General features: G+C 43.7%; 22 protein-coding genes, 1 riboswitch and 1 other annotated feature. Of the genes, 10 read left to right on the top strand and 12 right to left on the bottom strand.

Annotated elements, in window-relative coordinates; genetic code table 11:
- Window positions 1-96 precede the first annotated feature (96 nt).
- The gene (def, locus tag IGI96_RS09570) at window positions 97-660 is read left to right on the top strand and encodes a peptide deformylase (protein WP_005227211.1); all 564 of its coding nucleotides are present in this window, start codon (window positions 97-99) and stop codon (window positions 658-660) included.
- Window positions 661-738: 78 nt separating this feature from the next.
- Here the strand turns inward: def and IGI96_RS09565 are convergent, their stop codons facing one another.
- The 7 genes from IGI96_RS09565 to IGI96_RS09535 form a co-directional block, all read right to left on the bottom strand.
- On the bottom strand, window positions 739-1,947 hold the full coding sequence (locus tag IGI96_RS09565; RefSeq protein WP_015508853.1) for a M20 family metallopeptidase: 1,209 nt from the start codon (window positions 1,945-1,947) through the stop codon (window positions 739-741).
- 59 nt (window positions 1,948-2,006) lie between these two features.
- Entirely contained in the window at window positions 2,007-2,846 is an 840-nt protein-coding gene (locus IGI96_RS09560) for a MetQ/NlpA family ABC transporter substrate-binding protein (RefSeq protein ID WP_086339050.1), read from the bottom strand.
- A gap of 52 nt (window positions 2,847-2,898) precedes the next feature.
- Window positions 2,899-3,579 carry a methionine ABC transporter permease gene (locus IGI96_RS09555; RefSeq protein WP_010748680.1) on the bottom strand — a complete coding sequence of 227 codons (681 nt, stop codon included), beginning with the start codon at window positions 3,577-3,579 and terminating at the stop codon, window positions 2,899-2,901.
- Entirely contained in the window at window positions 3,580-4,656 is a 1,077-nt protein-coding gene (locus IGI96_RS09550; RefSeq protein WP_086339049.1) for a methionine ABC transporter ATP-binding protein, read from the bottom strand. It abuts the gene before it with no gap.
- Window positions 4,657-5,015: 359 nt separating this feature from the next.
- Window positions 5,016-5,254: a binding site (T-box leader), on the bottom strand.
- 121 nt (window positions 5,255-5,375) lie between these two features.
- A complete protein-coding gene (locus IGI96_RS09545) occupies window positions 5,376-5,900 on the bottom strand; it encodes a transcription repressor NadR (RefSeq protein WP_005227206.1) in 525 nt (174 codons plus the stop codon).
- Window positions 5,897-6,745 carry a chorismate mutase gene (locus IGI96_RS09540; protein WP_438785069.1) on the bottom strand — a complete coding sequence of 283 codons (849 nt, stop codon included), beginning with the start codon at window positions 6,743-6,745 and terminating at the stop codon, window positions 5,897-5,899. The genes IGI96_RS09545 and IGI96_RS09540 overlap by 4 nt, the downstream gene beginning before the upstream one ends.
- 13 nt (window positions 6,746-6,758) lie before the next feature.
- Window positions 6,759-7,451 (bottom strand): NAD-dependent protein deacylase, encoded by a 693-nt coding sequence (locus IGI96_RS09535; protein ID WP_086338989.1) that lies wholly within the window; start codon window positions 7,449-7,451, stop codon window positions 6,759-6,761.
- A gap of 157 nt (window positions 7,452-7,608) precedes the next feature.
- Between IGI96_RS09535 and IGI96_RS09530 the strand changes: the two genes are divergently transcribed.
- A complete protein-coding gene (locus IGI96_RS09530) occupies window positions 7,609-8,277 on the top strand; it encodes a response regulator transcription factor (protein WP_086338988.1) in 669 nt (222 codons plus the stop codon).
- A gap of 14 nt (window positions 8,278-8,291) precedes the next feature.
- The gene (locus tag IGI96_RS09525) at window positions 8,292-9,197 is read left to right on the top strand and encodes a sensor histidine kinase (protein ID WP_005227201.1); all 906 of its coding nucleotides are present in this window, start codon (window positions 8,292-8,294) and stop codon (window positions 9,195-9,197) included.
- Window positions 9,198-9,272: 75 nt separating this feature from the next.
- Here IGI96_RS09525 and IGI96_RS09520 read toward each other — a convergent pair whose 3' ends face one another.
- On the bottom strand, window positions 9,273-10,034 hold the full coding sequence (locus IGI96_RS09520; RefSeq protein WP_010748673.1) for an ABC transporter permease: 762 nt from the start codon (window positions 10,032-10,034) through the stop codon (window positions 9,273-9,275).
- A gap of 1 nt (window position 10,035) precedes the next feature.
- Complete coding sequence (locus IGI96_RS09515) at window positions 10,036-10,899, bottom strand: ABC transporter ATP-binding protein (protein ID WP_438785067.1); 864 nt, start codon at window positions 10,897-10,899, stop codon at window positions 10,036-10,038.
- Between the two features lie 277 nt (window positions 10,900-11,176).
- Between IGI96_RS09515 and IGI96_RS09510 the strand changes: the two genes are divergently transcribed.
- The 7 genes from IGI96_RS09510 to IGI96_RS09480 all read left to right on the top strand — a co-directional run bounded on the left by IGI96_RS09510 (window position 11,177) and on the right by IGI96_RS09480 (window position 19,891).
- Window positions 11,177-12,406, top strand: a complete 1,230-nt coding sequence (locus IGI96_RS09510) for an IS110 family transposase (protein ID WP_438785009.1) — start codon at window positions 11,177-11,179, stop codon at window positions 12,404-12,406.
- Between the two features lie 509 nt (window positions 12,407-12,915).
- Window positions 12,916-13,218 carry a hypothetical protein gene (locus IGI96_RS09505; RefSeq protein ID WP_005227198.1) on the top strand — a complete coding sequence of 101 codons (303 nt, stop codon included), beginning with the start codon at window positions 12,916-12,918 and terminating at the stop codon, window positions 13,216-13,218.
- Between the two features lie 147 nt (window positions 13,219-13,365).
- A riboswitch (Lysine riboswitch) is annotated at window positions 13,366-13,539 on the top strand.
- Between the two features lie 115 nt (window positions 13,540-13,654).
- Window positions 13,655-15,244 (top strand): ABC transporter permease subunit, encoded by a 1,590-nt coding sequence (locus IGI96_RS09500; RefSeq protein ID WP_086338986.1) that lies wholly within the window; start codon window positions 13,655-13,657, stop codon window positions 15,242-15,244.
- An 11-nt stretch (window positions 15,245-15,255) separates the two neighbouring features.
- Window positions 15,256-15,990, top strand: coding sequence for an amino acid ABC transporter ATP-binding protein (locus IGI96_RS09495; RefSeq protein WP_005227196.1), 735 nt, complete (start codon window positions 15,256-15,258; stop codon window positions 15,988-15,990).
- Window positions 15,991-16,194: 204 nt separating this feature from the next.
- Window positions 16,195-17,547 (top strand): branched-chain amino acid transport system II carrier protein, encoded by a 1,353-nt coding sequence (brnQ, locus tag IGI96_RS09490; RefSeq protein ID WP_086338985.1) that lies wholly within the window; start codon window positions 16,195-16,197, stop codon window positions 17,545-17,547.
- 118 nt (window positions 17,548-17,665) lie between these two features.
- Entirely contained in the window at window positions 17,666-19,171 is a 1,506-nt protein-coding gene (locus tag IGI96_RS09485; RefSeq protein WP_005227194.1) for a helix-turn-helix domain-containing protein, read from the top strand.
- A 360-nt stretch (window positions 19,172-19,531) separates the two neighbouring features.
- Entirely contained in the window at window positions 19,532-19,891 is a 360-nt protein-coding gene (locus IGI96_RS09480; protein ID WP_034868967.1) for an iron chaperone, read from the top strand.
- A gap of 63 nt (window positions 19,892-19,954) precedes the next feature.
- Here IGI96_RS09480 and IGI96_RS09475 read toward each other — a convergent pair whose 3' ends face one another.
- The 3 genes from IGI96_RS09475 to IGI96_RS09465 form a co-directional block, all read right to left on the bottom strand.
- Window positions 19,955-20,308 carry a hypothetical protein gene (locus tag IGI96_RS09475; protein WP_005227192.1) on the bottom strand — a complete coding sequence of 118 codons (354 nt, stop codon included), beginning with the start codon at window positions 20,306-20,308 and terminating at the stop codon, window positions 19,955-19,957.
- A 108-nt stretch (window positions 20,309-20,416) separates the two neighbouring features.
- Window positions 20,417-20,875: a low molecular weight protein-tyrosine-phosphatase gene (locus IGI96_RS09470; RefSeq protein ID WP_074535364.1), complete on the bottom strand. Its 459-nt coding sequence runs from the start codon at window positions 20,873-20,875 to the stop codon at window positions 20,417-20,419.
- A gap of 3 nt (window positions 20,876-20,878) precedes the next feature.
- A complete protein-coding gene (locus IGI96_RS09465) occupies window positions 20,879-21,448 on the bottom strand; it encodes a TetR/AcrR family transcriptional regulator (RefSeq protein ID WP_005227190.1) in 570 nt (189 codons plus the stop codon).
- Window positions 21,449-21,515 lie beyond the last annotated feature (67 nt).

The following is a 21,515-nucleotide window of genomic DNA, read 5'->3' as shown; positions in this document are numbered from 1 at the left end:
CTTTCTTATGCCCTTCTTTCTACACTTATGGTACACTTTATTAGGAACGAAACTTGCTTTCGTCATTTTTACATAGTAGGAGGAATCACATCATCAATGATTACAATGGATGATATTATTCGCGAAGGCAATCCAACCTTGCGTGAAGTAGCAAAAGAAGTACCTTTTCCTTTGAGCGAAGAAGATATCGCACTAGGAAAAGAAATGATGACCTTTTTAGAAAATAGCCAAGACCCAGTCAAGGCAGAAGAACTTGAATTAAGAGGCGGCGTTGGTCTAGCAGCTCCTCAATTAGATATTTCAAAACGAATCACAGCGGTCCTCGTTCCTAGCAGCGACCCAGAAAAAACAGAACCTGATTTTAAAGATGTTCTATACAACCCCAAAATTTTAAGTCATTCCGTGCAAGAAGCTTGTTTGGGTGAAGGCGAAGGCTGTCTGTCCGTGGACCGGGAAGTCCCTGGCTACGTGGTACGCCATGCCCGGATCACGATCAGCTATTACGACATCAACGGTAAAAAGAAAAAAGTTCGTTTGAAAAACTATCCTGCGATCGTCGTTCAGCATGAGATCGATCATTTGAACGGGGTCATGTTCTACGATCATATCAATCAACAAAATCCTTTTTCATTGAAAGAAGGCATTTTAGTCATCGACTAACTAAAAAGTCTCTACCGACATTTTGCGGCAGAGACTTTTTTTCTATACTATTGACTATCTTCCTTCACGGTTTTGGCATTAATTGCCTTTCGCTAGGCTTTCTTGATGATCGGCTTTGATTTTTTCTAATAACGCTGGCTGCTCAAAAAGGTCTAATGCCGTCAGCGCTAAAAGTTCCGCCGCGATGGCGATCGATTGCAAGCCTTTTTCACTCTTGGCAGCGGCTTTGAATTCTTCCGAATGCCCCGCAATGTAATCATCTGAAATCGAAACAGTGGGTTGGATCGTTGGAATCACTTGGCTGACATTGCCGACATCAGACGAACCAAGGCTTGTTTTGGCTTCCGTATCGATCTCATCGGCAGGTACGCCCGCTTCTTGGGCATGGGCGAAGAAGATCTCATCAAAACTTGGTGTCACGATCACATCGTCGACGGAGTTTTGGAACAAACCAAATTCATAGGTCGCTCCCGTAGCTAAAGCGGCTCCTTTTACGATGTTTTCGACTTTCTCGTAGACATCATTCAAGGTTGCTCGATTGGCAGCTCGTAAATAAAAACGACCGGCTGCATATTCTGGCACGACATTGGCTGCCACGCCGCCATCGGTGATCACACCATGAATATTGACATCTTTTGGTAAATGCAGGCGCAACCCATTGATCCCGTTAAAGACTTGCAGCAATGCTTCTAACGCGTTGATGCCTTTTTCTGGTGCAGCTGCCGCATGGGAAGCCCGACCATAGAACTTGATATCCACTGGATCATTGGCTAATGAAGCCGTCGTTTTGCCATAGCGATGGGCTGGATGGACACAAAGAGCGGCATCGACATCATCGAAGAACCCTTCACGGACAAAACTGCCTTTAGCGGAACCATTTTCTCCACCTTCTTCTCCTGGCGTCCCATAGACTCGAATCTCCCCGCCTAGCTCATCGATGAAAGGTTGCAGAGCACTGGCAGCTAAGACGGAATAAGTCCCGAAGAGATTGTGTCCGCAGGCATGACCGATGCCAGGTAACGCATCATACTCGGCTAAAAAGGCAATCGTCGGACCCGGTTTCCCACTGACATAGCGGGCATCAAAGCCGGTGCGATGGCCTGCCACATCCTTTTTAACAGCAAAGCCTTCTTTTTCTAATTGGGCGATCAGGGCATCGGCTGAATAAAACTCATAGTTGCTGACTTCTGGGTGATTGTGGATATCTAATGCCAAGGCTTGATAAGCGGCTAAACGCTCTTGGATAAATGGTTTGATGGCTGCTTTCGTAATAGTTGCTGTTGTCATAATCAAATCTCTCCTTTTTATACATGCTTTTTCAGTTTTTTTATCAAATTACATGGTGCTTATTTTGCTCCAAAGGTTTCCCAAGCAGGAACGCTTGATCCTTTTGACGTTTCCTCGATGACTTTTTTCGTATCCTCTGTTTGGTAAGCCGCGACCACTTTTTGGTAAACTTCATTGTCTTCCTCTTCTTTACGGGCGGCAATGATGTTGACGTAAGGACGGGCCGTTTCATCAACAGGCTCTAAAAAGATCGCATCTTCGGTTGGTACAAATCCTGCATCCACCGCCATGCCGCTATTGATGACCGAAACATCGACATCCGAAAGTGCCCGGGCGGTTTGCGCTGCATCCAGTTCTGAAATTTCTAAGTTCAAACGGTTTTCTGTAATATCCGCGACCGTTGGTGTTTGTCCGGCTGCTTCATCCACTTTGATCATTCCAGCTGACTGTAATAAAAGCAGTGCCCGACCACCATTGGTCACATCATTAGGGATCGCAACTTTAGCTCCTTCCGCCAAATCGTTGACATCCGTCACTTTGTCGGAATAAATGCCTAATGGCGCATTGACTGTATTGCCGATCGATACGAGATCAGTACCAAATTCTTCATTATAGTTGTCCAAGAAAAATTGGTGTTGGAATGAATTAAGGTCGATGGAACCATCAGCTAAAGCTGCATTGGGTTGGTTGTAATCAGAGAATTGGACATATTCTAAATTGATGCCTTCGTCTTTCAAACGATCCTTGACATCGTCCCAGACGTCGGTGTCCGCACCGATCACCCCTAATTTCACCGTCACTTCTTCTTGATCATTGGCTGCGGCACTGCCATTGTTTCCGCATCCTGTAATAAATAATAATGCTGCCCCTAAGACGATTGATTGTACGATTTTTTTCATTTTTGCTTCCTCCATAAACTTGCTTGATTTTTTATTTGTACGTAAGTGGTGGTCAGTGTGATACTCGTTTAATGAGTAGGTTGCTGACAAATTGACTGATAAAAACGAATACCAAGATGATCAAGGTCGCCATGATCGTGACATCGGTCTGGAATCGGTTGTACCCGCGGGTGATGGCTAAGTTGCCTAAACCACCAGCGCCAACAGCTCCTGCCATGGCGGTCAATCCGATCACATTGATCACGGTCAATGCAGAGACCCGAATGATTCCCGCCACGCCTTCTGGTAAATAGACCCGAAAAATGATACCGAAAGGACTGGTGCCCATCGCTTCAGCTGCTTCTACGACACCGGGGTCAACTTCTAGCAAGGCGATCTCGATCTGCCGAGCAAAGAAGGGGATGATCCCAGCAATCAGAGGAACCAATGCTGCTGTTTCGCCGATGGTCGTTCCAACAAGGAATCGGGTAAAGGTTCCTAGTAACGTCAATAAGATAATAAAGGGGATCGAGCGGACCACATTGATGACTTTATCGAGAAATTCAAAGAGCGGTCGATTTTCTAAAATCCCATTCGGTCGAGTTACTACCAAGACGATCCCTAACAAGATACCTAAGATGCCCGCAATCAAAGAGGTCCAAAAAACCATATACAAGGTTTGGATCGTTGCTGTCACAAATTCATCTTGGATCGCAACAACATTGGGAAAATATCTTTCTAATAAGGCAGCCATCTAAAATCCTCCTTTAATCACATTGTTTAATGGTTCTGCATGATTTTCTTTTAAAATATTGGTGTAAACTCCTTGATCCTTCAAGTATTCTAAGGCATGTTTACGCTGATGGTATTCGCCAGATAAGCTAACGACTAAGCTGCCGATCGGCACTTCTTGCAAGATCTCCACGTTGCCGTAAAGAATATTGGTGGTCACTTTGTAGCGGCTGTACAATTGGGCGATCAGTGGTTCATTGGTTTGATCGCCAACGTAGGACAGCTCCACCAGCCATTCATTTGGTGCCAAGGAAGAAAACTTCGAACTGCCAAGGATCGTTTCTAAGGCCTGGTCGATGTGCGTCGCCGTTCGGATGAAATCTTTGGTCAATGGTTTTTCTGGTTGACTGAAAATCTGAACGCTTGAACCTTGCTCGATGACTTCGCCGTCTTCCATCACTGCCACTTTGTTGCAGATTTCTTTGACGACTTGCATCTCATGAGTAATGATCACGATAGTCAAGCCGAGGGTTCGATTTAATTTTTTCAACAAAGCCAATATCTGTAAGGTCGTTTTCGGATCAAGGGCGCTGGTTGCTTCATCACAAAGCAAGATCTCTGGATCATTCGCTAACGCTCTGGCAATCGCGACCCGCTGTTTTTGTCCTCCAGATAGTTGGCTAGGAAACGCTTGGGCTTTTTCTTCCAATCCCACCAATGCTAACAGCTCGGTTACTTTTTGATGACGTTCCTGTTTGGACCGTCCCCCATATTTTAAGGAGAAATCCACGTTATCAAAAACATTGCGGCTGTCCATCAAGTTGAAGTGCTGAAAGATCATTCCGATCGTTTTCCGTTTTTCTCGCAGGGCTTTCGCAGAAAGCGTGGTCAGCTCGGTACCATTGACGACGACGCTGCCGCTACTTGGGCGCTGCAATAAGTTGATCACACGGACGAGTGTACTTTTCCCGGCGCCTGAGTAGCCCACGATGCCGTAAACGTCCCCTTTGTCGATCTCGATCGATACGTTTTTGACCGCTTGGATCGCGGGTTTCTTTGGTTGATTGAATGTTACTGATATGTCTTTTAATGAAATCATCGTCTTCCCCCTAGTTCTTGTCTTTTTCAATAAAAAAAGGCATCCTCAAACAAGTCACCTGTGACTTGTTTGAGGACGCCTTTTTGCGTGTTACCACCTCAGTTTAAGCTGCACTCGCATACAGCTCCTTTTCGAGTACGATCATACTCTAGCCAGATAACGGTCGCTACCGTCGTCGCCTTGCAAACTACTGCTCGGAACGAATCACTCCTTGGCCATTTTCTAAAAGTCGTTTGATGCTTCTTTTCAGCTACCGAAACTCTCTGTTGAAAAAACGTGCTTTTGTACTTACCAATTCTTCGTGTGTGGTGCTATTTGATTTTGGGTATAAAAAAAGTCCTTTTACCAGCGTTTGCTAGTAAAAGGACGAATACTCGTGTTACCACCTTTTGTTTAGAAGGTTTCCCTTCCCTCATCCCAACGTCTAGTCGTGCTAGAGATTGGTGCACTTTGTAACGGTAGTGCGCATCCGTGATTGCCTACTTATCGACAATCAATCCTCCAAGGCCATTTTTCATCGCTTCTGACTTGACTCTTTCCACCAACCAGAGTCTCTCTTTGAAGTATCCGCAGTTACTTTCCTTCTCAACAGATTCATTATTCTTGTTGAAGAGTACTTTACTGGAAAATGAACGCCTTGTCAACAAAAAATCACAATTTTTTCATCTGAGGATTTGCCAAGACTTCCGCAAAGCGTCCTTGCCAAAATGGTTTACGCCTCAATTTTGATAGAGCATGCCTTTTTCTGCTAACTGTTGTTTGGCTTTTTCCAGAGCCGCAGGATCGGTGTAGCGCAACGTATGCAAGTGTACCCCATTGGTTAAATCTGAGAGCAAGCGGGCTTCTGCATGTTTGGTTTTATTGATGAAATCAGTCACGTCTTGGTCTGTTTGAATCTGCAAATTGCCAGTGATCTCTCCATAGATCTCATGCTCAACGATGACATCGACCACTTCCACACCACAAGCGACAAAGATGCGCAATTCTTCTTCCGTTTGTTCAGGTCGATGCTGCACCGCTAGCTTACTTACATGCCCTGCCTCATCCAACAGCGCTTGCAGACGATAGCCGCGAGCCGTAGCCACAATCGCTTCACCAGCTGCTCGCAATAAGGCAATGTCCCCAACGATGATTTGACGGCTGACTCCGAGGGATTCTGCCAGTTTGCTGGCACTGATCGCTTTGTCCGCTTGCTTCAATGCCGCTAAAATGTTTTCTCGACGTGTTCCTCCATCCATACTCATTCCTCCAATTGATTCTCTTGATAGGTTTTTGAGTGGTTCATAATTGATTGAAACATAGCCAAAATCGTTTCTTCATAGGCTTGATTAGAAATCGCCTGCCGAATGTTTTCCAGCACTTTCTCTTCACGATTTTCATCTAATACTGGCAATTGACTGCTTTTCTTCAATTGTACGATTTCGTTGACCGTGCTCATACGTTTTTCCAAAAGATGCGTGAGTTGCCAATCAATGTCATCGATCGCTGCCCGCTGAACAGCCAAGGGATCTTGCTGGTTGTTTTCTTCTTCTAAATCGATCGTCTTGATGACCCGTGCTGGATTTCCCGCCAGCACGACATTGTCGGGGAATGATTTGGTAACGACACTGCCAGCGCCTACCACGACATTGTTGCCTAAGCGGACCCCTGGCAAAATCTTGGCCGCACCACCGATCCACGCGTTATCGCCAATCACGATCGGTGCCCCTAATTCTAAGCCGCTATTTCGTTTGACCGGATGCAATGGATGAGTCGCCGTAAACAACCGAACATTGGGTGCCAGCATACAGTTGTCACCAAAGGTAATTGGACAAACATCTAATAGCACACAGTCGTAGTTAGCATAGAAGTTTTTGCCGACAGAAATATTGTAGCCATAATCAAAGCGGACATTCGGTTCGATATAGATTCGACCAGTCACAGAGCCGAAAGTTTCTTTTAGTAACTGCTCTTTGATTTTTGTATCAGTTTCTTGGTTGATCAGGTTCATTTGTTCACGGGCATATTTTCGATCTGCCACCAATTCTGGATCTGGGGAAAAGTACAATTCGCCAGCAATCATTTTCTCTTTTTCGGTACGTTGTGTCATATCATAAACTCCTTCATTCAATTTTCTGGAAAAACGTTTCGGCTGCTGCGGTCAACATGCCATATTCATTCGGGATCGCCAATGGTTCCTTATTGATGACCAACACCTGCTGGCTGTAATCGACTAGCCCTGCAAAAGGATAGACTTGCAGCGAAGTCCCCACGACCACCGTCAGGTCGGCTTGAGCAACGGCTTGAATGGCTCCTTCAATGGTTTCATCAGTAAATCCTTCCCCGTAAAGCACGATCGCTGGCCGAATCTGACCACCGCACCCTGCATGGTGCCAATCTTGTAAATACGCTTGCCAAGGTACCTGATTGCCGCATTTTCGGCAATAACAGTTGTACAAGGAGCCGTGAAAATCGATTCTTTGGTGACTGCCTGCTTTTTCATGCAAGCCATCGATGTTTTGCGAAACGACCCAGACGGTTTTCTTCGCTTGCAGCTCAGCCATTTTTTGATGAATGATATTAGGCTGTGCTTGAGGATGGTAGAGGTGCTTGACGAACTGATAAAATGTTTCCGGTTCGTCTTCTAAACAGTCATGGCTTAACAAATACTCTGGCTGTGCCACTCCTTGATAGACCCCTTTTAAGGAACGGTAATCAGGAATACCCGATGGGGTCGAAACACCAGCCCCCGTCAAAAAGGTCACGGATGATGCGGCGGTGACCGCTGCGATTGCTTGCTCAATAGATACCTTCATCGTTCTAACTTCCTTTATGGCTTTTCTCTTATTCTAACCGAAAAAGAACCGTTTTTGCGAAAAATCAGCCATTTTCTTTTTTAAAAGCAACTAATGCTTTTTCGTGCGGAATTGCTTATAATAGATGCAACAAATGCAAGGAGAATGGGAAAACCAGATGAAAATTTTGATTATCGAAGACAACAATGAGATCAGCGAAATGTTGGCTACTATTTTAGCAGCTGACTATACTGTCCAGCAAGCCTATTCAGGCACGGAAGGTCTGCTACTTTTTCAGCAAGATGCTTTCGACTTGATTTTGCTAGATCGAATGCTCCCTGGTAAAGATGGGACACAAGTCTTGCAAGAGATTCGCCAAACCTCCACGGTCCCCGTCATTATCTTGACTGCCTTAGATGAACCAGCCGATGTTTCCACCCTTTTGCTGGCGGGTGCCAATGATTACTTAACGAAACCCTTCAATGTCGAAGAATTAAAAGCCCGTATCATTGTTCAGTTGCGCACAAACAAACAAGCCTCTCCTGTTGCCAGCAGCCTCTCGTATAAAAACATTCAACTGTTGCCTGACTCGTTTCAGCTGCAACGAGGAGAAGCAACGGTTCAGTTGAAGAAAAAGGAGTTTGAGATTTTTTCCCTGCTCTTAGCCAACCCCAAAAAAGTTTATACGAAAGAAATGCTCTATGAAGCTGTTTGGCAAGAACCCTATTACGGTGAAGAAAACACGATCAATGTCCATATCAGCCATTTACGCAGCAAAATCAAAACACTCGATCCAGAGGAAGCGTATATCGATACTGTCTGGGGCATCGGCATCAAGTTAGCTTAAAAAGGAGGAACCCCGTGCATATACTTCAGTTTTTCGCTGCCTTGATCGTTGCTTTATTGATCGGTTACTGGCTATTCTTACTGTATGATCTGAAAAAGTACCACCAACAATTAGCAAGAATCAGCGAAATCGAAACAAATCAAGAGATCCATTTACAGACCCGCGTACCCGCTTTAAAAGCGATCGCCTTGTTAAACAATCAGATACTTAGAAAAAATAAGCAGCAACACTATCAAATGCTGCAAGAAAATCAGCAGTTGGAACAAGCCATTCAAAATATCTCTCACGACTTGCGCACACCTTTAACGGTCGCCAGCGGCTACACACAACTGCTGCAAGCCGATACGACCCTCAACAACCAACAGCTGCAGTTGTTGGAAAAAGTCAGCAGTAACCTAGAAAAAGTCGAAAATCATCTGGAACAGTTATTGACCTATCAGCGCCTCAAAGACAATCAACTGGCTTTGACCTTAGAAGAATTCGATCTTTCTCGTTTGCTGGAGGAGGAACTGCTCCAGCTCTATCCTTCTTTTGAGGAAAACCATTTATCACTGACGGTTGCGATCCAACCCAATATCATGATCATTTCAGATAAAAAAAGTTGGCAGCGTATTTTTCAAAATGTCCTTGGTAATCTGCTGGAACATGGCAATGAAACGGGAACGATCCGCTTGAAACAACAAGGAGATCGCATCGTTTTCCAACAGGAAAATCAGCTGAGGACACCGATCCAGCACCCAGAAAAATTGACTCACCGCTTTTATACGGAAGACCTTTCACGGCACAAACAGCAAGCTGGACTTGGTCTGTATATCATTGCGGCATTGACTCATGCATTAGAGGGGAAGATTCAACTGGATACAACCGAAGAGACGTTTCGTTTGACTTTGTCTTGGCAGCAGTCTGCTAAGTCCCATTAAACACTAGCTACACGGACAAAAACGTCCAACAGTCTGACCTTTTTCGGTCGGTCCTGTTGGACGTTTTTCTTTTCTTTATAATTCTTGTCTCTTAAACACCAGATGTGCAGCCAAAAGACAAAGCAACAAACTGATCAGACTCCCGACAAAAATTGGTTGAACCATTTCCCACGTTTTGAAAGTGGTCATAGTCACCATCTCTAATCCGCCTTGGAAATCCAAGTATTCTAAGAATTTCCAGGTTGGCAAAGAAAAACGTGCAATCGCAAAGCCCATCGGAATGAAGATCGTCGCCAACACGCTGACTGCTGTATTTTTGGTCAAATACAACACCAACAAGGCAAAGGATGAGGTAGCCAGTAAGATCAATACAAAGCCAGCGAAATAATACACTAAGTTTTCTAGCTGAGAGATGTCTTCAAAGCCGGTACCGCCAATGATCGTTCCCGCAACAAAGCTCACTAAGCAAATAGCCAAAATTTGCAAGACAAGTACCAACGCATACACCAAGAATTTTCCAAAGAGATAGGCGGGTTTAGAAACACCGACGGTAATGATATTCTTCATCGTCCCTTTCGTGTACTCACTCCCTAAAACTTGCATCACTAACGGCAGTGAATAATACAATAGCATGGAAGACAGGCTGGTCTGGATCGCAAGAAAGCCCGTCATTTCGGCAAGGCTGCCTGTGGTTTGCGTACTATCTCCCAGGGTGACTCCCACGTCACCATTTGAAACAACCGCTAAAATCACCAACAATAAAATAATTCCTTCTGTGATCCAAAAACTTTTACTTTTAGATAAACGATACAAATCTGCCCGAATAAAATTCAACATCTTAATTTCCCCCTTCACTTGTCACTAACTCTTTGAAATACGACTCTAGGTTTTCCCCTTCAAAAGAAATCTGGTCGATAGCGATCCCTTCATAAACCAATTGACGGATTAGATCACGAATCAATACATTTTCTTGGTAGATGTGGATCTTGTGGTCACTGACAACTTTATATTCAGAAATCAGCTGACTGTCCAGTAAGCGGCTAGCTGTGGCTACATCATCGACTTCTAATTGAATAAACCGTTTCGCCATCAGATCGAATTCGTGTTTGGTCATCTCTTTGATCAGACGCCCCTCACTAATGACCCCAAAGCGTGTAGCCACTAAGTACAACTCTTCTAAAATATGGCTGGAGATCAAAATCGTCATGCCGCGTTCTTGATTCAATCGTAAAAACAACTCTCGAAATTCAACGATCGCGACAGGATCCAAGCCATTGATCGGTTCATCTAAAATTAGAAAATCTGGCTGATTCAATAAAGCAATCGCTAAGCCCAGTTTTTGTTTCATCCCTAAAGAAAAATCACGGTATTTCTTGTTGCCGACATTGGTCAAACCAACAAACGCCAGTGCCTTACTAACGGCATCAGGTTCCACCACCCCGCTGATTTTGCAATAATAGTTCAAATTTTGTTCAGCCGTCAATTGGTCGTAAGCGACTGGAGTCTCAATCACATTACCGACCCGTTTCAGCATCTGGATGTACGCTTTGCCGCCTTCAACACCAAACAATTGCAGACTGCCACTGGTGGGTTGGATCAACTGCACGATCGCTTTTAGTAAGGTCGTCTTCCCAGCACCATTTCTCCCTACCAATCCATAAATATAATCATTCCTTTCGCGATTCCGCTCAAGGCACAACACCGAATGAAAAAGTGTTGTGTTCCTAGCGGAACCTATTTCTCTTGTAGTAAACTTTTCTTGAAGAAGCCTGTATACACTACAAATCACGGGGAGGTGAGTAAGTGCGAAGACACACTTTTCGACCTTGTATAAATATATGTGTAGCTTGGCTTTTCAAGCACAACTAACTGTGACAAAGAGCACGTAAACTTATTTTTGGATAAGCGACTCGTTTGTGTAGAGCCTCGCAGTCCCTATACAGTTCTTCTTCTAAAATCTATGAAGGGAGTTTCTCACGATGTTAAAAATCGTGTACCCAAATTGTTGTGGCATCGATGTCCACAAACAGTTCGTTATCGCTGTGATCGCAATCACTGACAGCGAAGGGATTACTCAATACAAGCGCCGTCGCTTTTCAACGTTTACGAACGGGTTGAAAGAGCTGAAAAAATGGCTTGAGTTCCACTCTTGTTTTCATGTTTGTTTAGAGTCAACTGGGAAATATTGGATTCCTATCTATAACGTCCTTGAGGACGAAATGGACATCTGTTTAGCTCACCCAAAGTACGTCAAGGCAATTCGAGGGAAAAAAACAGACAAGAAAGACGCCCAATGGATTGCGGACTTATACAAACATGACTTAATTGCAGGAAGCTTTATTCCTCCTGCGAAAATTCGTCAGCTGCGGGACTTGTTTCGCTATCGAATGAAATTAACATACCTTCAAACCAGTGAAAAAAATAGATATCAGAACAGTCTCACTTGGTCAAATCTCCAAATTGCGAGTGTGGTTTCCGACGTATTTGGAAAATCAGCTCAAAAGATCATTCAAAGTGTACTGGATAATCCAGAGGAGAAACCGGATATTGCTTCGCTTATCCATCGTCGTATGAAAGCCTCTGTTGATGAGTTAGAACTCTCGATGGATGGCGAGCTATCTGAGGAACAAGCAGAAAAACTGCGTGTGATCAAAGCTCACTATGACGCGATTACCCTATGCAAAAATGATCTCGAAGAGATGATTACTGAATTAGGTAAAGAATACTCTCACCAACAAGAGTTGATTCAATCCGTTCCTGGATTTAAAAACCCGTTAACAGCGCTACGTGTCATTTCAGAAATCGGTATCGATATGAACCAATTCCCTACTGCTGGTCATCTTTGTTCTTGGGCGGGAGTCGTTCCTGCCAATAACGAAAGTGCTGGTAAAAAGTATTCGACTCGGATATCTAAAGGTGGTCGCTATCTCAAACCTTTGCTTGTTGAAGTAGCGAATGCCGTGGTGAAATCTGAAAAAAATCCCGAACATCGAAACAAATATCTACAACTTAAAAAGCGTAGAGGGCACAAGAAAGCAATAATTGCGATTGCTCGTCGGTTACTTGTGGCAATCTATCATATTCTCAAAAAAGATGAGGTATACAACCCCGCTCTTTATCACTATCAAGAATATGTCGCTCCAAATAAAAAACTGTCAATTCAAGAAGCAGTTCAATTTGCAAAAAGCCACGGGTTTCAAGTTGTTTAATTTGGTATAGACCGATAAATAACCGTTGAACCTCTTATTTTTGTGCGGTCTTTTTTCTGTAACTTAGTAAACGAATTAATCCGTATTTTTTTCAAACTTATCTCCTTTGGCGATCGTTAGATCGACATCATGCAGCGCCAGCTGTTTGCCGTAACGCTTGTTTAATCCTTTGATTTTAAGAACATTTTCCATTTCTACTTCCTCCTTGCTTGCTTCTGTGATCATTCTAGCAAGCAGATCTAAATCAGCTATTAACTAATTATTAATTGATTCTTAACTCGTAGTTTTTTGCAAAAAAACAACTTATTTCTATTATACACAGCTGAAAATAGCCCTAGTGAGAAAAATCATCCCTTTTTCAGCAAACCCACCAATAGCAAATGTAGCAGACGATCTTTTCATTACTGCTTTTGCGCTTTGTTTTTTGCCTCACAAAGAAAGAGATTCCTTCATGACAAGGAACAAAAAACGTGGTAAACTAGTCACGAATCAAAGTGAGGTGAAATACATTGGTAGCAGCTATTATTTATTGGGCAATGATCATTATCAGTTTCGGTTGGTTGGCAGTCAGCTTATATTTCTCTATCTTCTATTTAGCACGTAAAGAAAATGGCAATTTATGGGCATTCGGCTTTTTAAATGTCATCACAGCAATCATTCAAGCCATCGTCCTTGTGGTTTACCGTACCTTAGGACAAGATTGGGGCGTTACACAATACTCAAGCCTCATCTATCTAGCACTTGGCTTATTGCTTGGCTTGACAGTCATCCAAGCTGTTTTAGGCCGTGAACCAAAAGCAAAAGTCGCTTAAGGGTTCCAATAGACACTCGTAAAAACGATCCGCTTTCTCTTTGATAAAAATAGGGAAATGGTCGTTTTTTTGTTAAAAAGAATTGACATTTGGGTGCTTTTCTTCTAAACTCTGAGAAGAATCAAATTAAATACGAGTACCCTTTAACATTTAGGTAGAGGTCGCGAGGTTCATTAATCCTGCTGAGTGAAGCAACACGTTTACAGCAGAGCTAGGGAATATCGCCGAAACAAGATCGGTTTTGCTTGCATCGATTTTGTTGGGCCGCAAATGAACAATTTGCGGACTGTCTTAGCTTGTCTAAGTTGCGCTATGTTTTGTGAAAGGTTTGTCGACGATGACCTGTCAACAGCCGTTTTCCAATCATGGAGTACGGCTGTTTTTTTGCTTTTTCATCCTTACCTGCTTGTCCAACTCGTGAAAGGAAAGAGATAAAATGAAAAAAAATAATTGGATCTGGGCGGTCTTCGCCCTCTGTCTAACCCTCATTCAGCTGCCCCTAACCGTGCAAGCGGATGACCAAACGCCTGCGGAACAATTCCGTGTCGGTATGGAGGCAGGCTATGCCCCCTTCAACTGGACGCAAACGACGGACGCCAATGGTGCCGTGCCGATTTCTGGGGAAGAAGGCTCGGCGTTTGCCGGCGGTTACGATGTCCAGATCGCCAAACGAATCGCTGAAGGTTTAGGCAAGGAATTAGTGATCGTTAAAACCCAATGGGACGGTCTGCCGCCAGCTTTACAGGCGGGGACTATCGATGCCGTCATCGCTGGTATGTCACCAACGGCCGAACGCCGCGAGCAAATTGATTTTACCGATCCTTACTATGAATCCGACTTGGTGGTCGTAGTACGTAAAGATGGGGCATTCGCCGATGCCAAAAGCCTCGCCGATCTTTCGGGGGCAAAAATCACTGCTCAGCTGAATACCTTCCATTATACGGTCATTGATCAAATCCCTGAGGTCCAAAAAGAACAAGCCATGCGGGACTTCTCCTCCATGCGCGTTGCTTTAGCTTCGGGCATCATTGACGGTTACGTCAGCGAACGTCCAGAAGGCGTCACTGCCGTCGGGGCAAATCCTGATCTGAAGATGGTCGAGTTCGATGAAGGGGCCGGTTTTGAAACCAATCCAGAAGACGTCCAAGTAGCAGTCGGGATGCGCAAAGGCGATCCCGATGTTGAAAAAGTCAATGAGATCCTTGCAGGAATCTCTGAAGAAGATCGGGTTTCCCTGATGGATCAAGCAGTCTTAGATCAGCCTGCAGATGCCAGCGGAGAAACGGCGGATCAAGGCCTGATCGCTGATTTCAAAAAAATCATTGATGATTACGGCATGCTCTTTTTACGAGGCGCTGGCTTGACCTTATTCATCGCGATCCTTTCAACGATCATCGGATTGATCATCGGTCTTTTAGTCGGTATCTTTCGGACATTGCCGCTTTCAGAAAATCCAGTAGGACGTTTCTTCCAACGAATCGTCAACGGCCTGCTGACCATCTATATCGAAGTTTTCCGCGGTACCCCAATGATGGTTCAGGCAATGGTTATTTTCTACGGAACGGCTCTAGCCTTTGGTGTCTCCATGAATCGCACGCTGGCAGCCGTGCTGATCGTTTCTATCAATACGGGTGCCTACATGTCTGAAATCGTTCGTGGAGGGATTTTTGCTGTAGATGACGGTCAATTTGAAGCAGCTCAAGCCATCGGAATGACCCATTGGCAAACCATGATCAAAGTCGTGTTGCCGCAAGTAATGCGCAATATTTTACCGGCTACCGGAAATGAGATCATTATCAATATCAAAGATACTGCCGTCTTAAGTGTCATCAGTGTTGCGGACCTCTTCTTCCAAGGTACATCAGCTGCTGGAACGAACTTCCAATACTTCCAAACATTTGCGATCATCGGTGTGATCTACTTAGTCTTGACCATCAGTGCCACCCAGATCTTGCGCTTTGTTGAACGCAAAATGGACGGTCCCAGTGCGTATGTCAAATTAGAAGACATCAACCCGAACGAATAAGGAGGAAGAACATGTCAGCAATCATTGAAATTGACCATTTAAAAAAGAGTTTTGGCGACAACGAAGTCTTAAAAGACATCAGTTTGTCTGTTAATAAAGGAGAAGTTGTCACGATCATCGGTTCTTCTGGTTCAGGAAAATCCACACTTCTTCGCTGCATCAACTTGTTAGAAAAACCAACCAGTGGGCAAATCATCTACTTAGGTGAAAATGTGCTGGAAAAAGGCTACGACTTGCCGAAATACCGTACGCATCTAGGAATGGTTTTCCAATCCTTTAACCTATTCAACAATATGAATGTATTAGAAAACTGCGTGACGGGACAAGTCACTGTTTTGAAACGTGATCGCAAAGAAGCAGAAGCGACTGCCAAAGAAAATCTAGAGCAAGTCGGTATGGCTCAATATGCCAACGCCAAGCCTTCCCAGCTTTCAGGCGGACAAAAACAACGGGTAGCCATTGCCCGTGCCTTATCGATGAATCCAGATGTCATGTTGTTTGATGAGCCGACTTCTGCACTGGATCCAGAAATGGTCGGTGAAGTGTTGAAGACCATGAATACGTTAGCTCATACTGGCTTGACGATGGTGATCGTTACCCACGAAATGGGCTTTGCCAAAGAAGTGTCTGATCGGGTCATCTTTATGGATCAAGGTGTCATTGCCGAACAAGGGACTCCTGAAGATATCTTTATTCATCCAAAAGAACAGCGCACCAAAGAATTCCTTTCCCGTGTGTTGAATTAATTTTCTGTCTTGAAACACTTAGCGGTCTTCTTCCGAGCTTTTTCGTCCTTTTTAAGTACGCTTGGAAGAATTCAATGCTAAGTGTTTTTTTATTCTCTAAACGACAATTGTCAGAATTTATCAAAAAATCACAAAAAACCATTGCTATTTGTTAGAAACTTTGTTATTTTTTTTAAAACTAAGGAATTATAGGAGCTTTCATTTATGGAAAAAAAGTTACAGTTTAAGGATTATATGTATGTTGGATCAATGCTTTTTGGTCTTTTCTTTGGTGCGGGAAATCTGATTTTCCCAGTCCACATGGGACAAGAAGCCGGTGCGAATGTCGGCTTGGCCAATCTTGGCTTTTTAGTAACAGGGATCGGCTTACCGTTTTTAGGGGTGATCGCCATTGGGGTTTCCCAGAGCAGCGGTGTTTTTGAATTAGCTTCTCGAATCAATCGACGCTACGCACTTATTTTTACGATTTTGCTTTATTTAGTGATCGGGCCGTTCTTTGCTTTGCCCCGGTTGGCTACCACTTCTTATGAGATCGGGATCGCTCCCCATGTTTCATCTGACATGCAAACTTGGTTATTGGCGTTGTTTTCTGCCCTCTTCTTTGGCGCTGCCTGGTGGTTTTCTCGTAAACCAAGCAAAATCTTAGATTATGTAGGGAAATTTTTGAATCCATTATTTCTGGTCTTACTAGGCGTTTTGCTGTTTTTTGCTTTTTGGCAACCTCTAGGAACCATCAGCGATGCGCCGATCTATCCTAGCTATCAAAGCGATGCTTTCTTTACTGGTTTCACCAACGGTTACAATACCCTTGATGCGCTGGCATCTTTAGCCTTCGGGATCATCATCGTCTCGACGATTCGCAATATGGGGGTTGAAAAACCTACGACGGTCGCAAAAGACACGATCCTTTCTGGTTCTGTCAGCATCGTGTTGATGGGGATCATCTATACCTTACTTTCTTATATGGGAACCAAAAGTCTAGGGCAATTTCCTATCAGCGAAAACGGGGGGATCGCTTTAGCACAAATCGCCAACCATTACCTTGGCACTGTCGGCAGTCTGCTGTTGGCTTTGATCGTTATCTCCGCTTGTTTAAAAACTGCCATTGGTTTGATCACGGCTTTTTCCGAAACCTTTGCTGGATTGTTTCCCAAGCAAAGCTACGGGTTCTTTATCGCTTTGACAAGTATCTTGCCAGCAATCTTCGCCAATGTCGGCTTGACCAATATCATCGAGTTTTCTATTCCAGTCTTGATGTTTATCTATCCACTGGCGATCACGTTGATTTTGTTGGCGATCATCAGTCCCTTGTTTCATCATCGTGCCAGTGTCTATCGAATGACGACATACTTCACATTGATCGCTGCAATCATCGACGGTTTAAATGCAAGTCCTGCACTGATTACCAACAACGCTTTCGTGCAAGGAATCTTGTCTTTTGCGTCAGAATATCTGCCCTTCTTCCAAATCGGGATGGGGTGGGTCGTACCGGCTGCGATCGGATTTTTGATCGGTTTGCTATGGTCGTGGTTCAAAAAAGACCCTGTTTCAGCCTAAATTAGTTAAAAAGATGAAAATAACCTACCTTTTTTTAAAGGGTAGGCTATTTTTTTGATTAAAAAGACTGACAGTTTCGTAAAAAAAAGATACAATAGAGCCACAAAGGAGGATACCTATGTTTTATGAAGAACTTATGATGGACCCGCAAACATTAATTAAATTTAAAATATTCCGGCGTATGCTGACTCTGCAAAACCCTAGCCACCCAATCGCACAATTGGCAAAGGAAATGGAGTTAAGCTACCAACAAGCTTTTATAGAGTTGACTGAGATCGACCAAGATCTAACTGAGTTAACTCCGGATCATATGTCGATACTCGGTCGTGGCGGTAAATTACAGCCTCAGAATATCGCGGTAACGATCGATGAATACCGCTTCTATTTATTGAATAAAAGCGTTCCGTTCTTATATGTTCTTTACATGCTGAATGAAGACCATCCTACGATCACGGATTTTTGTGCAAAATACGATGTCAGTCGTTCAACGGTGTCTCGCAAATTTGAACATCTAAAAAAACATTTGAAGCAATTTCAGCTTCGCTTTACGTACACTGAATCAAACTTGGTGGGCGATGAGCGTCTTGTGCGGCTCTCCCTATTCAATATCATTTGGTTAGGTACTCGTGGAATAGAATGGCCATTTGCGATCGCTGAGAGTGAGACAGAAAAAATGGTGGATCGATTCACGGAGTACTTCCCAATGACTCATTCTTATCTTGGCCGATTAGAGTTGAAGTATTTCGCCGCCTTGATTCTTTTACGAATCAAAAAAGGAAATTTTGCCAAATACGACAAGCGGTATAATTTCCTAATGAAAAATAATCCATATTTCGATTTTGAGCGTTTGACACAAGTCGTTGATCCTGAAGTTTCAATGACAGACAAACAATTAAAAGGCGAATCAGGGTTTATTTACTTGATGGCGCAAATCTTCCCATTCTATTTGAGTCCTGAAGAAGAAGCGTTGCAACAAACCTTGCAATTCTTTTCAAGCAAACAAAACCCAGTTTATCCATTAGTCGCAGACTTGTTAGCAGAGATGAAAGCAACCTTCTTTGCTTCACAACCTGGCCTGTTAGATGAGCCATTGGTCGTGGGTAATTTAATCAATGTGACTTTCGGCAACTACGTTTTCCGTCAGCCGTTTCCAAATATCTATCGCTTGCTGACGCCATCGATCAATCGCGGGTCTGCTGAAGAGCAGCTGCAGCAAAAAATCGATGAATTCTTAACGAGTTATCGCGAAGAATCCGCGGTGGACTATATCAACGATGAAAACCAAGAGCAGATGGCAACGATGTATACCCACGCCCTGCTGCCGTTTTATGATCAAATCCGTTATTCGAATCGTTTACGGGTAGGGGTTGCGTTAGAAGACAATTTCTTAGTCGTTCAAGGATTGAATCAATTCTTACATGACTTGACCTTCGTAGCAGCAGAACCTTATGATCTAAACCAGCAAGAAAACTATGATGTCATCGTTAGTTCCAATCAGTTGATGAAAAAACTCAAACCAGAAAAAATGAGTTATATTTGGGATTATGCGGCAGATGATCGGCAATACATTGATTTGTATCGTACCTTGAAAAACCGTTTTGATGAAAAGAACCTTTCTCTGTAATCAAACCGTTACGGTTTCTTAAGAACTTCCGAAAAGATTTGTCACAAAATATTCATATTTATCTCGTATACTCTATGTATACCAACAAACAACCCTAACTAACACTTTTTCATTTTTAACTCCTTCCCGTCGGCCACCCACCGACGGGTCTTTTTTTGCTTCTTTTCGCAGCCAGCAAACTTAAACACTTTCCAATCTTTTCTCCACAAAAAATTCATATTTGGACAGTATAGTATACATAACCCAACAAACAACCCTAACTAACACTTTTCATTTTTACTCCTTGCCTGTCAGCTACCCACTGACAGGCTCCTTTTTTTCTTACGGGGTTTGCCGTATACTAAAGCCAGGAGGTGTCCTATGACAAAAGCCATTACGACAGTTGACCAATACATTGCAACAGCTCCAGCAGAACGACAAGCGATTTTAAGAAAGGTCCGTCAAACCATCAAAGCCGTTTTACCTGAAGCGGTTGAAAAAATCAGTTATCAAATGCCTACCTATCATCAGGGAGAAACTATCGTGCATTTTGCCTGCGCCAAACAGCATCTTGGCTTTTATCCCACGCCTTCTGCGATCACGGCCTTCCAAGAAGACCTACAACCCTACAAAACCAGTAAAGGGGCGGTTCAGTTTCCTTTTGCACAGCCGATCCCTTACGAACTGATCGCTGTGATGACCGCTTGGCGACTCGCAGAAGTCAAAAACAAGCACGCTTAACCAGCAATAAAAAAACCGCTGTGTCTAATGACGCAGCGGTTTTTTTGCTATGCACAGGCTTGTCTACAAGCCAGGTTTTGTATTCAAGGTGCTAACTTTCAGCACATGATGCAGGGGAATAATCCGCAGCTGCTGACGGTCGCTTTGTAATTTCAAGACAACTTGTTCTTTTGCTACCGTTTTGCCGACGATCCAACCGGTAACGGTTTCAAAACCACCCAATTTCTCTGTTTTTACTTGCAGCACGACCAGGTGCTTGGCAGCGGCTGCCTCTTGCAGCGTTCGCTGGATTTCTTTGACTTTTTCAGACTGATTCTTCTTGTCAGCATCATCACTGAAAAAGGTATCCAGCAACGTTGTGGATGTCATCACAATGAGTTTGCCCAATTGTTTGATGGGCGATGGTTTCTTTTCCATTGGACATTCCTTTCTGCGCGTTGCAGCAGTTTATAAAAACCACACATACGTTCGCATTTCCATGGTTCTATTTTAGCAAATTTTTGGTAAAATACAAGCGAACACGCCTTATTTTTCAGAAGAAATAACCTCTAGCCAAAAAGGAATTCCTTCTTGTAGCAGTTGATAGGTCTCTTCGAAATCTCCTGTATAATAAGGATCTGGTACTTCCGCGGTTTCTTTGCCAGGAACAACACTCAAATACGAACGAATCTTTGCGGTGGTATCGGCAGGTGCCAGCGCTTGAAGTGTTTCAACATTGCTTTGATCCATACCGATGATCCAGTCAAATTTGGCAAAGTCTGCTTCTGTGATCTGCCGTGAAATGAGTCCCTCGCTGGATAAGCCTGCTTGACGCAATCTTTTTTTGGTTCCGGGATGAGCAGAATGTCCGACTTCCCATGAGCTGGTCGCTGCCGAATCGATCTGCCAATCCAATTTGCGTTTTGCTATTTCTGCTTTATAAATAGCTTCTGCCATGGGGGAACGGCAAATATTACCTAAACAAACAAATAAAACTTTCGTCATCGCTCACTGCTCCTCTTTTTCATAGATTTGGTGGCCAAAAAATTCCACATCCTTCGCCAAACGAAACAATTGCGTTGCAATCTCTAAAGGGGTCTCTGGAAAGTCGTTGTGAATCCAATTTTCCAAAATGCCTCCGCAGCCGTAGGAAAAGAACCGGCTATAAAATAGAATGTCTTGTTTCGTCAATTGTTGCTCTTGATCGACCTCCAAGAACAAGCGCTGAAAAAGCGGTTCTGTGATCTGTAGAAATCCGTTCATTAAGATTTCGCGGTCATAAGCCAGTGATTTGCGGTAAAAGGCCGGCGCTTGTTTCATTGCTTTCAGCATGCGCAAGGCGGCTTCTTCCCAGTTATCAAGGGAGACATCTTCTGTCGTCAAAAAAATCAGGGCATCTTGCCGATAGATCCATTGGATCAAAGCTTTTTTATCAGGAAAATGGTAGTAAAACGTCTGCCGATTGACTTGCGCCTTTTCGGCGATCTCCTGTACGCTGATTTTATTCACTTCTTTGGTCTCACAAAGGGTGATCAATGTCTGGCCAATCACAGCCTTCGTTTGTTTCCCATCCATCATAGGGCACCTCTTTTTCTTCTCTTTCTATCATACCAAATTTTCCTGCAAAAAAAAATCCTATCAAATG

Origin of the sequence: Enterococcus sp. DIV0421, assembly GCF_051713745.1 — a bacterium.
Classification (GTDB): domain Bacteria; phylum Bacillota; class Bacilli; order Lactobacillales; family Enterococcaceae; genus Enterococcus_D; species Enterococcus_D casseliflavus.
Note: the sequence above shows the minus strand (reverse complement) of the source record. Positions and strands in the feature narration are given on the sequence as shown.

What these genes read in the sequence shown, in the direction of transcription:
- IGI96_RS09470 (WP_074535364.1), bottom strand. Translation starts at nt 20,875, where the DNA reads ATGACGAAAGTTTTATTTGTTTGTTTAGGTAATATTTGCCGTTCCCCC.
- IGI96_RS09500 (WP_086338986.1), top strand. Translation starts at nt 13,655, where the DNA reads ATGAAAAAAAATAATTGGATCTGGGCGGTCTTCGCCCTCTGTCTAACC.
- IGI96_RS09465 (WP_005227190.1), bottom strand. Translation starts at nt 21,448, where the DNA reads ATGATGGATGGGAAACAAACGAAGGCTGTGATTGGCCAGACATTGATC.
- IGI96_RS09530 (WP_086338988.1), top strand. Translation starts at nt 7,609, where the DNA reads ATGAAAATTTTGATTATCGAAGACAACAATGAGATCAGCGAAATGTTG.
- IGI96_RS09495 (WP_005227196.1), top strand. Translation starts at nt 15,256, where the DNA reads ATGTCAGCAATCATTGAAATTGACCATTTAAAAAAGAGTTTTGGCGAC.
- IGI96_RS09480 (WP_034868967.1), top strand. Translation starts at nt 19,532, where the DNA reads ATGACAAAAGCCATTACGACAGTTGACCAATACATTGCAACAGCTCCA.
- IGI96_RS09555 (WP_010748680.1), bottom strand. Translation starts at nt 3,579, where the DNA reads ATGGCTGCCTTATTAGAAAGATATTTTCCCAATGTTGTTGCGATCCAA.
- IGI96_RS09475 (WP_005227192.1), bottom strand. Translation starts at nt 20,308, where the DNA reads ATGGAAAAGAAACCATCGCCCATCAAACAATTGGGCAAACTCATTGTG.
- IGI96_RS09540 (WP_438785069.1), bottom strand. Translation starts at nt 6,745, where the DNA reads ATGACACAACGTACCGAAAAAGAGAAAATGATTGCTGGCGAATTGTAC.
- IGI96_RS09535 (WP_086338989.1), bottom strand. Translation starts at nt 7,451, where the DNA reads ATGAAGGTATCTATTGAGCAAGCAATCGCAGCGGTCACCGCCGCATCA.
- IGI96_RS09520 (WP_010748673.1), bottom strand. Translation starts at nt 10,034, where the DNA reads ATGTTGAATTTTATTCGGGCAGATTTGTATCGTTTATCTAAAAGTAAA.
- IGI96_RS09485 (WP_005227194.1), top strand. Translation starts at nt 17,666, where the DNA reads ATGTTTTATGAAGAACTTATGATGGACCCGCAAACATTAATTAAATTT.
- IGI96_RS09550 (WP_086339049.1), bottom strand. Translation starts at nt 4,656, where the DNA reads ATGATTTCATTAAAAGACATATCAGTAACATTCAATCAACCAAAGAAA.
- IGI96_RS09510 (WP_438785009.1), top strand. Translation starts at nt 11,177, where the DNA reads ATGTTAAAAATCGTGTACCCAAATTGTTGTGGCATCGATGTCCACAAA.
- IGI96_RS09560 (WP_086339050.1), bottom strand. Translation starts at nt 2,846, where the DNA reads ATGAAAAAAATCGTACAATCAATCGTCTTAGGGGCAGCATTATTATTT.
- def (WP_005227211.1), top strand. Translation starts at nt 97, where the DNA reads ATGATTACAATGGATGATATTATTCGCGAAGGCAATCCAACCTTGCGT.
- brnQ (WP_086338985.1), top strand. Translation starts at nt 16,195, where the DNA reads ATGGAAAAAAAGTTACAGTTTAAGGATTATATGTATGTTGGATCAATG.
- IGI96_RS09545 (WP_005227206.1), bottom strand. Translation starts at nt 5,900, where the DNA reads ATGAGTATGGATGGAGGAACACGTCGAGAAAACATTTTAGCGGCATTG.
- IGI96_RS09565 (WP_015508853.1), bottom strand. Translation starts at nt 1,947, where the DNA reads ATGACAACAGCAACTATTACGAAAGCAGCCATCAAACCATTTATCCAA.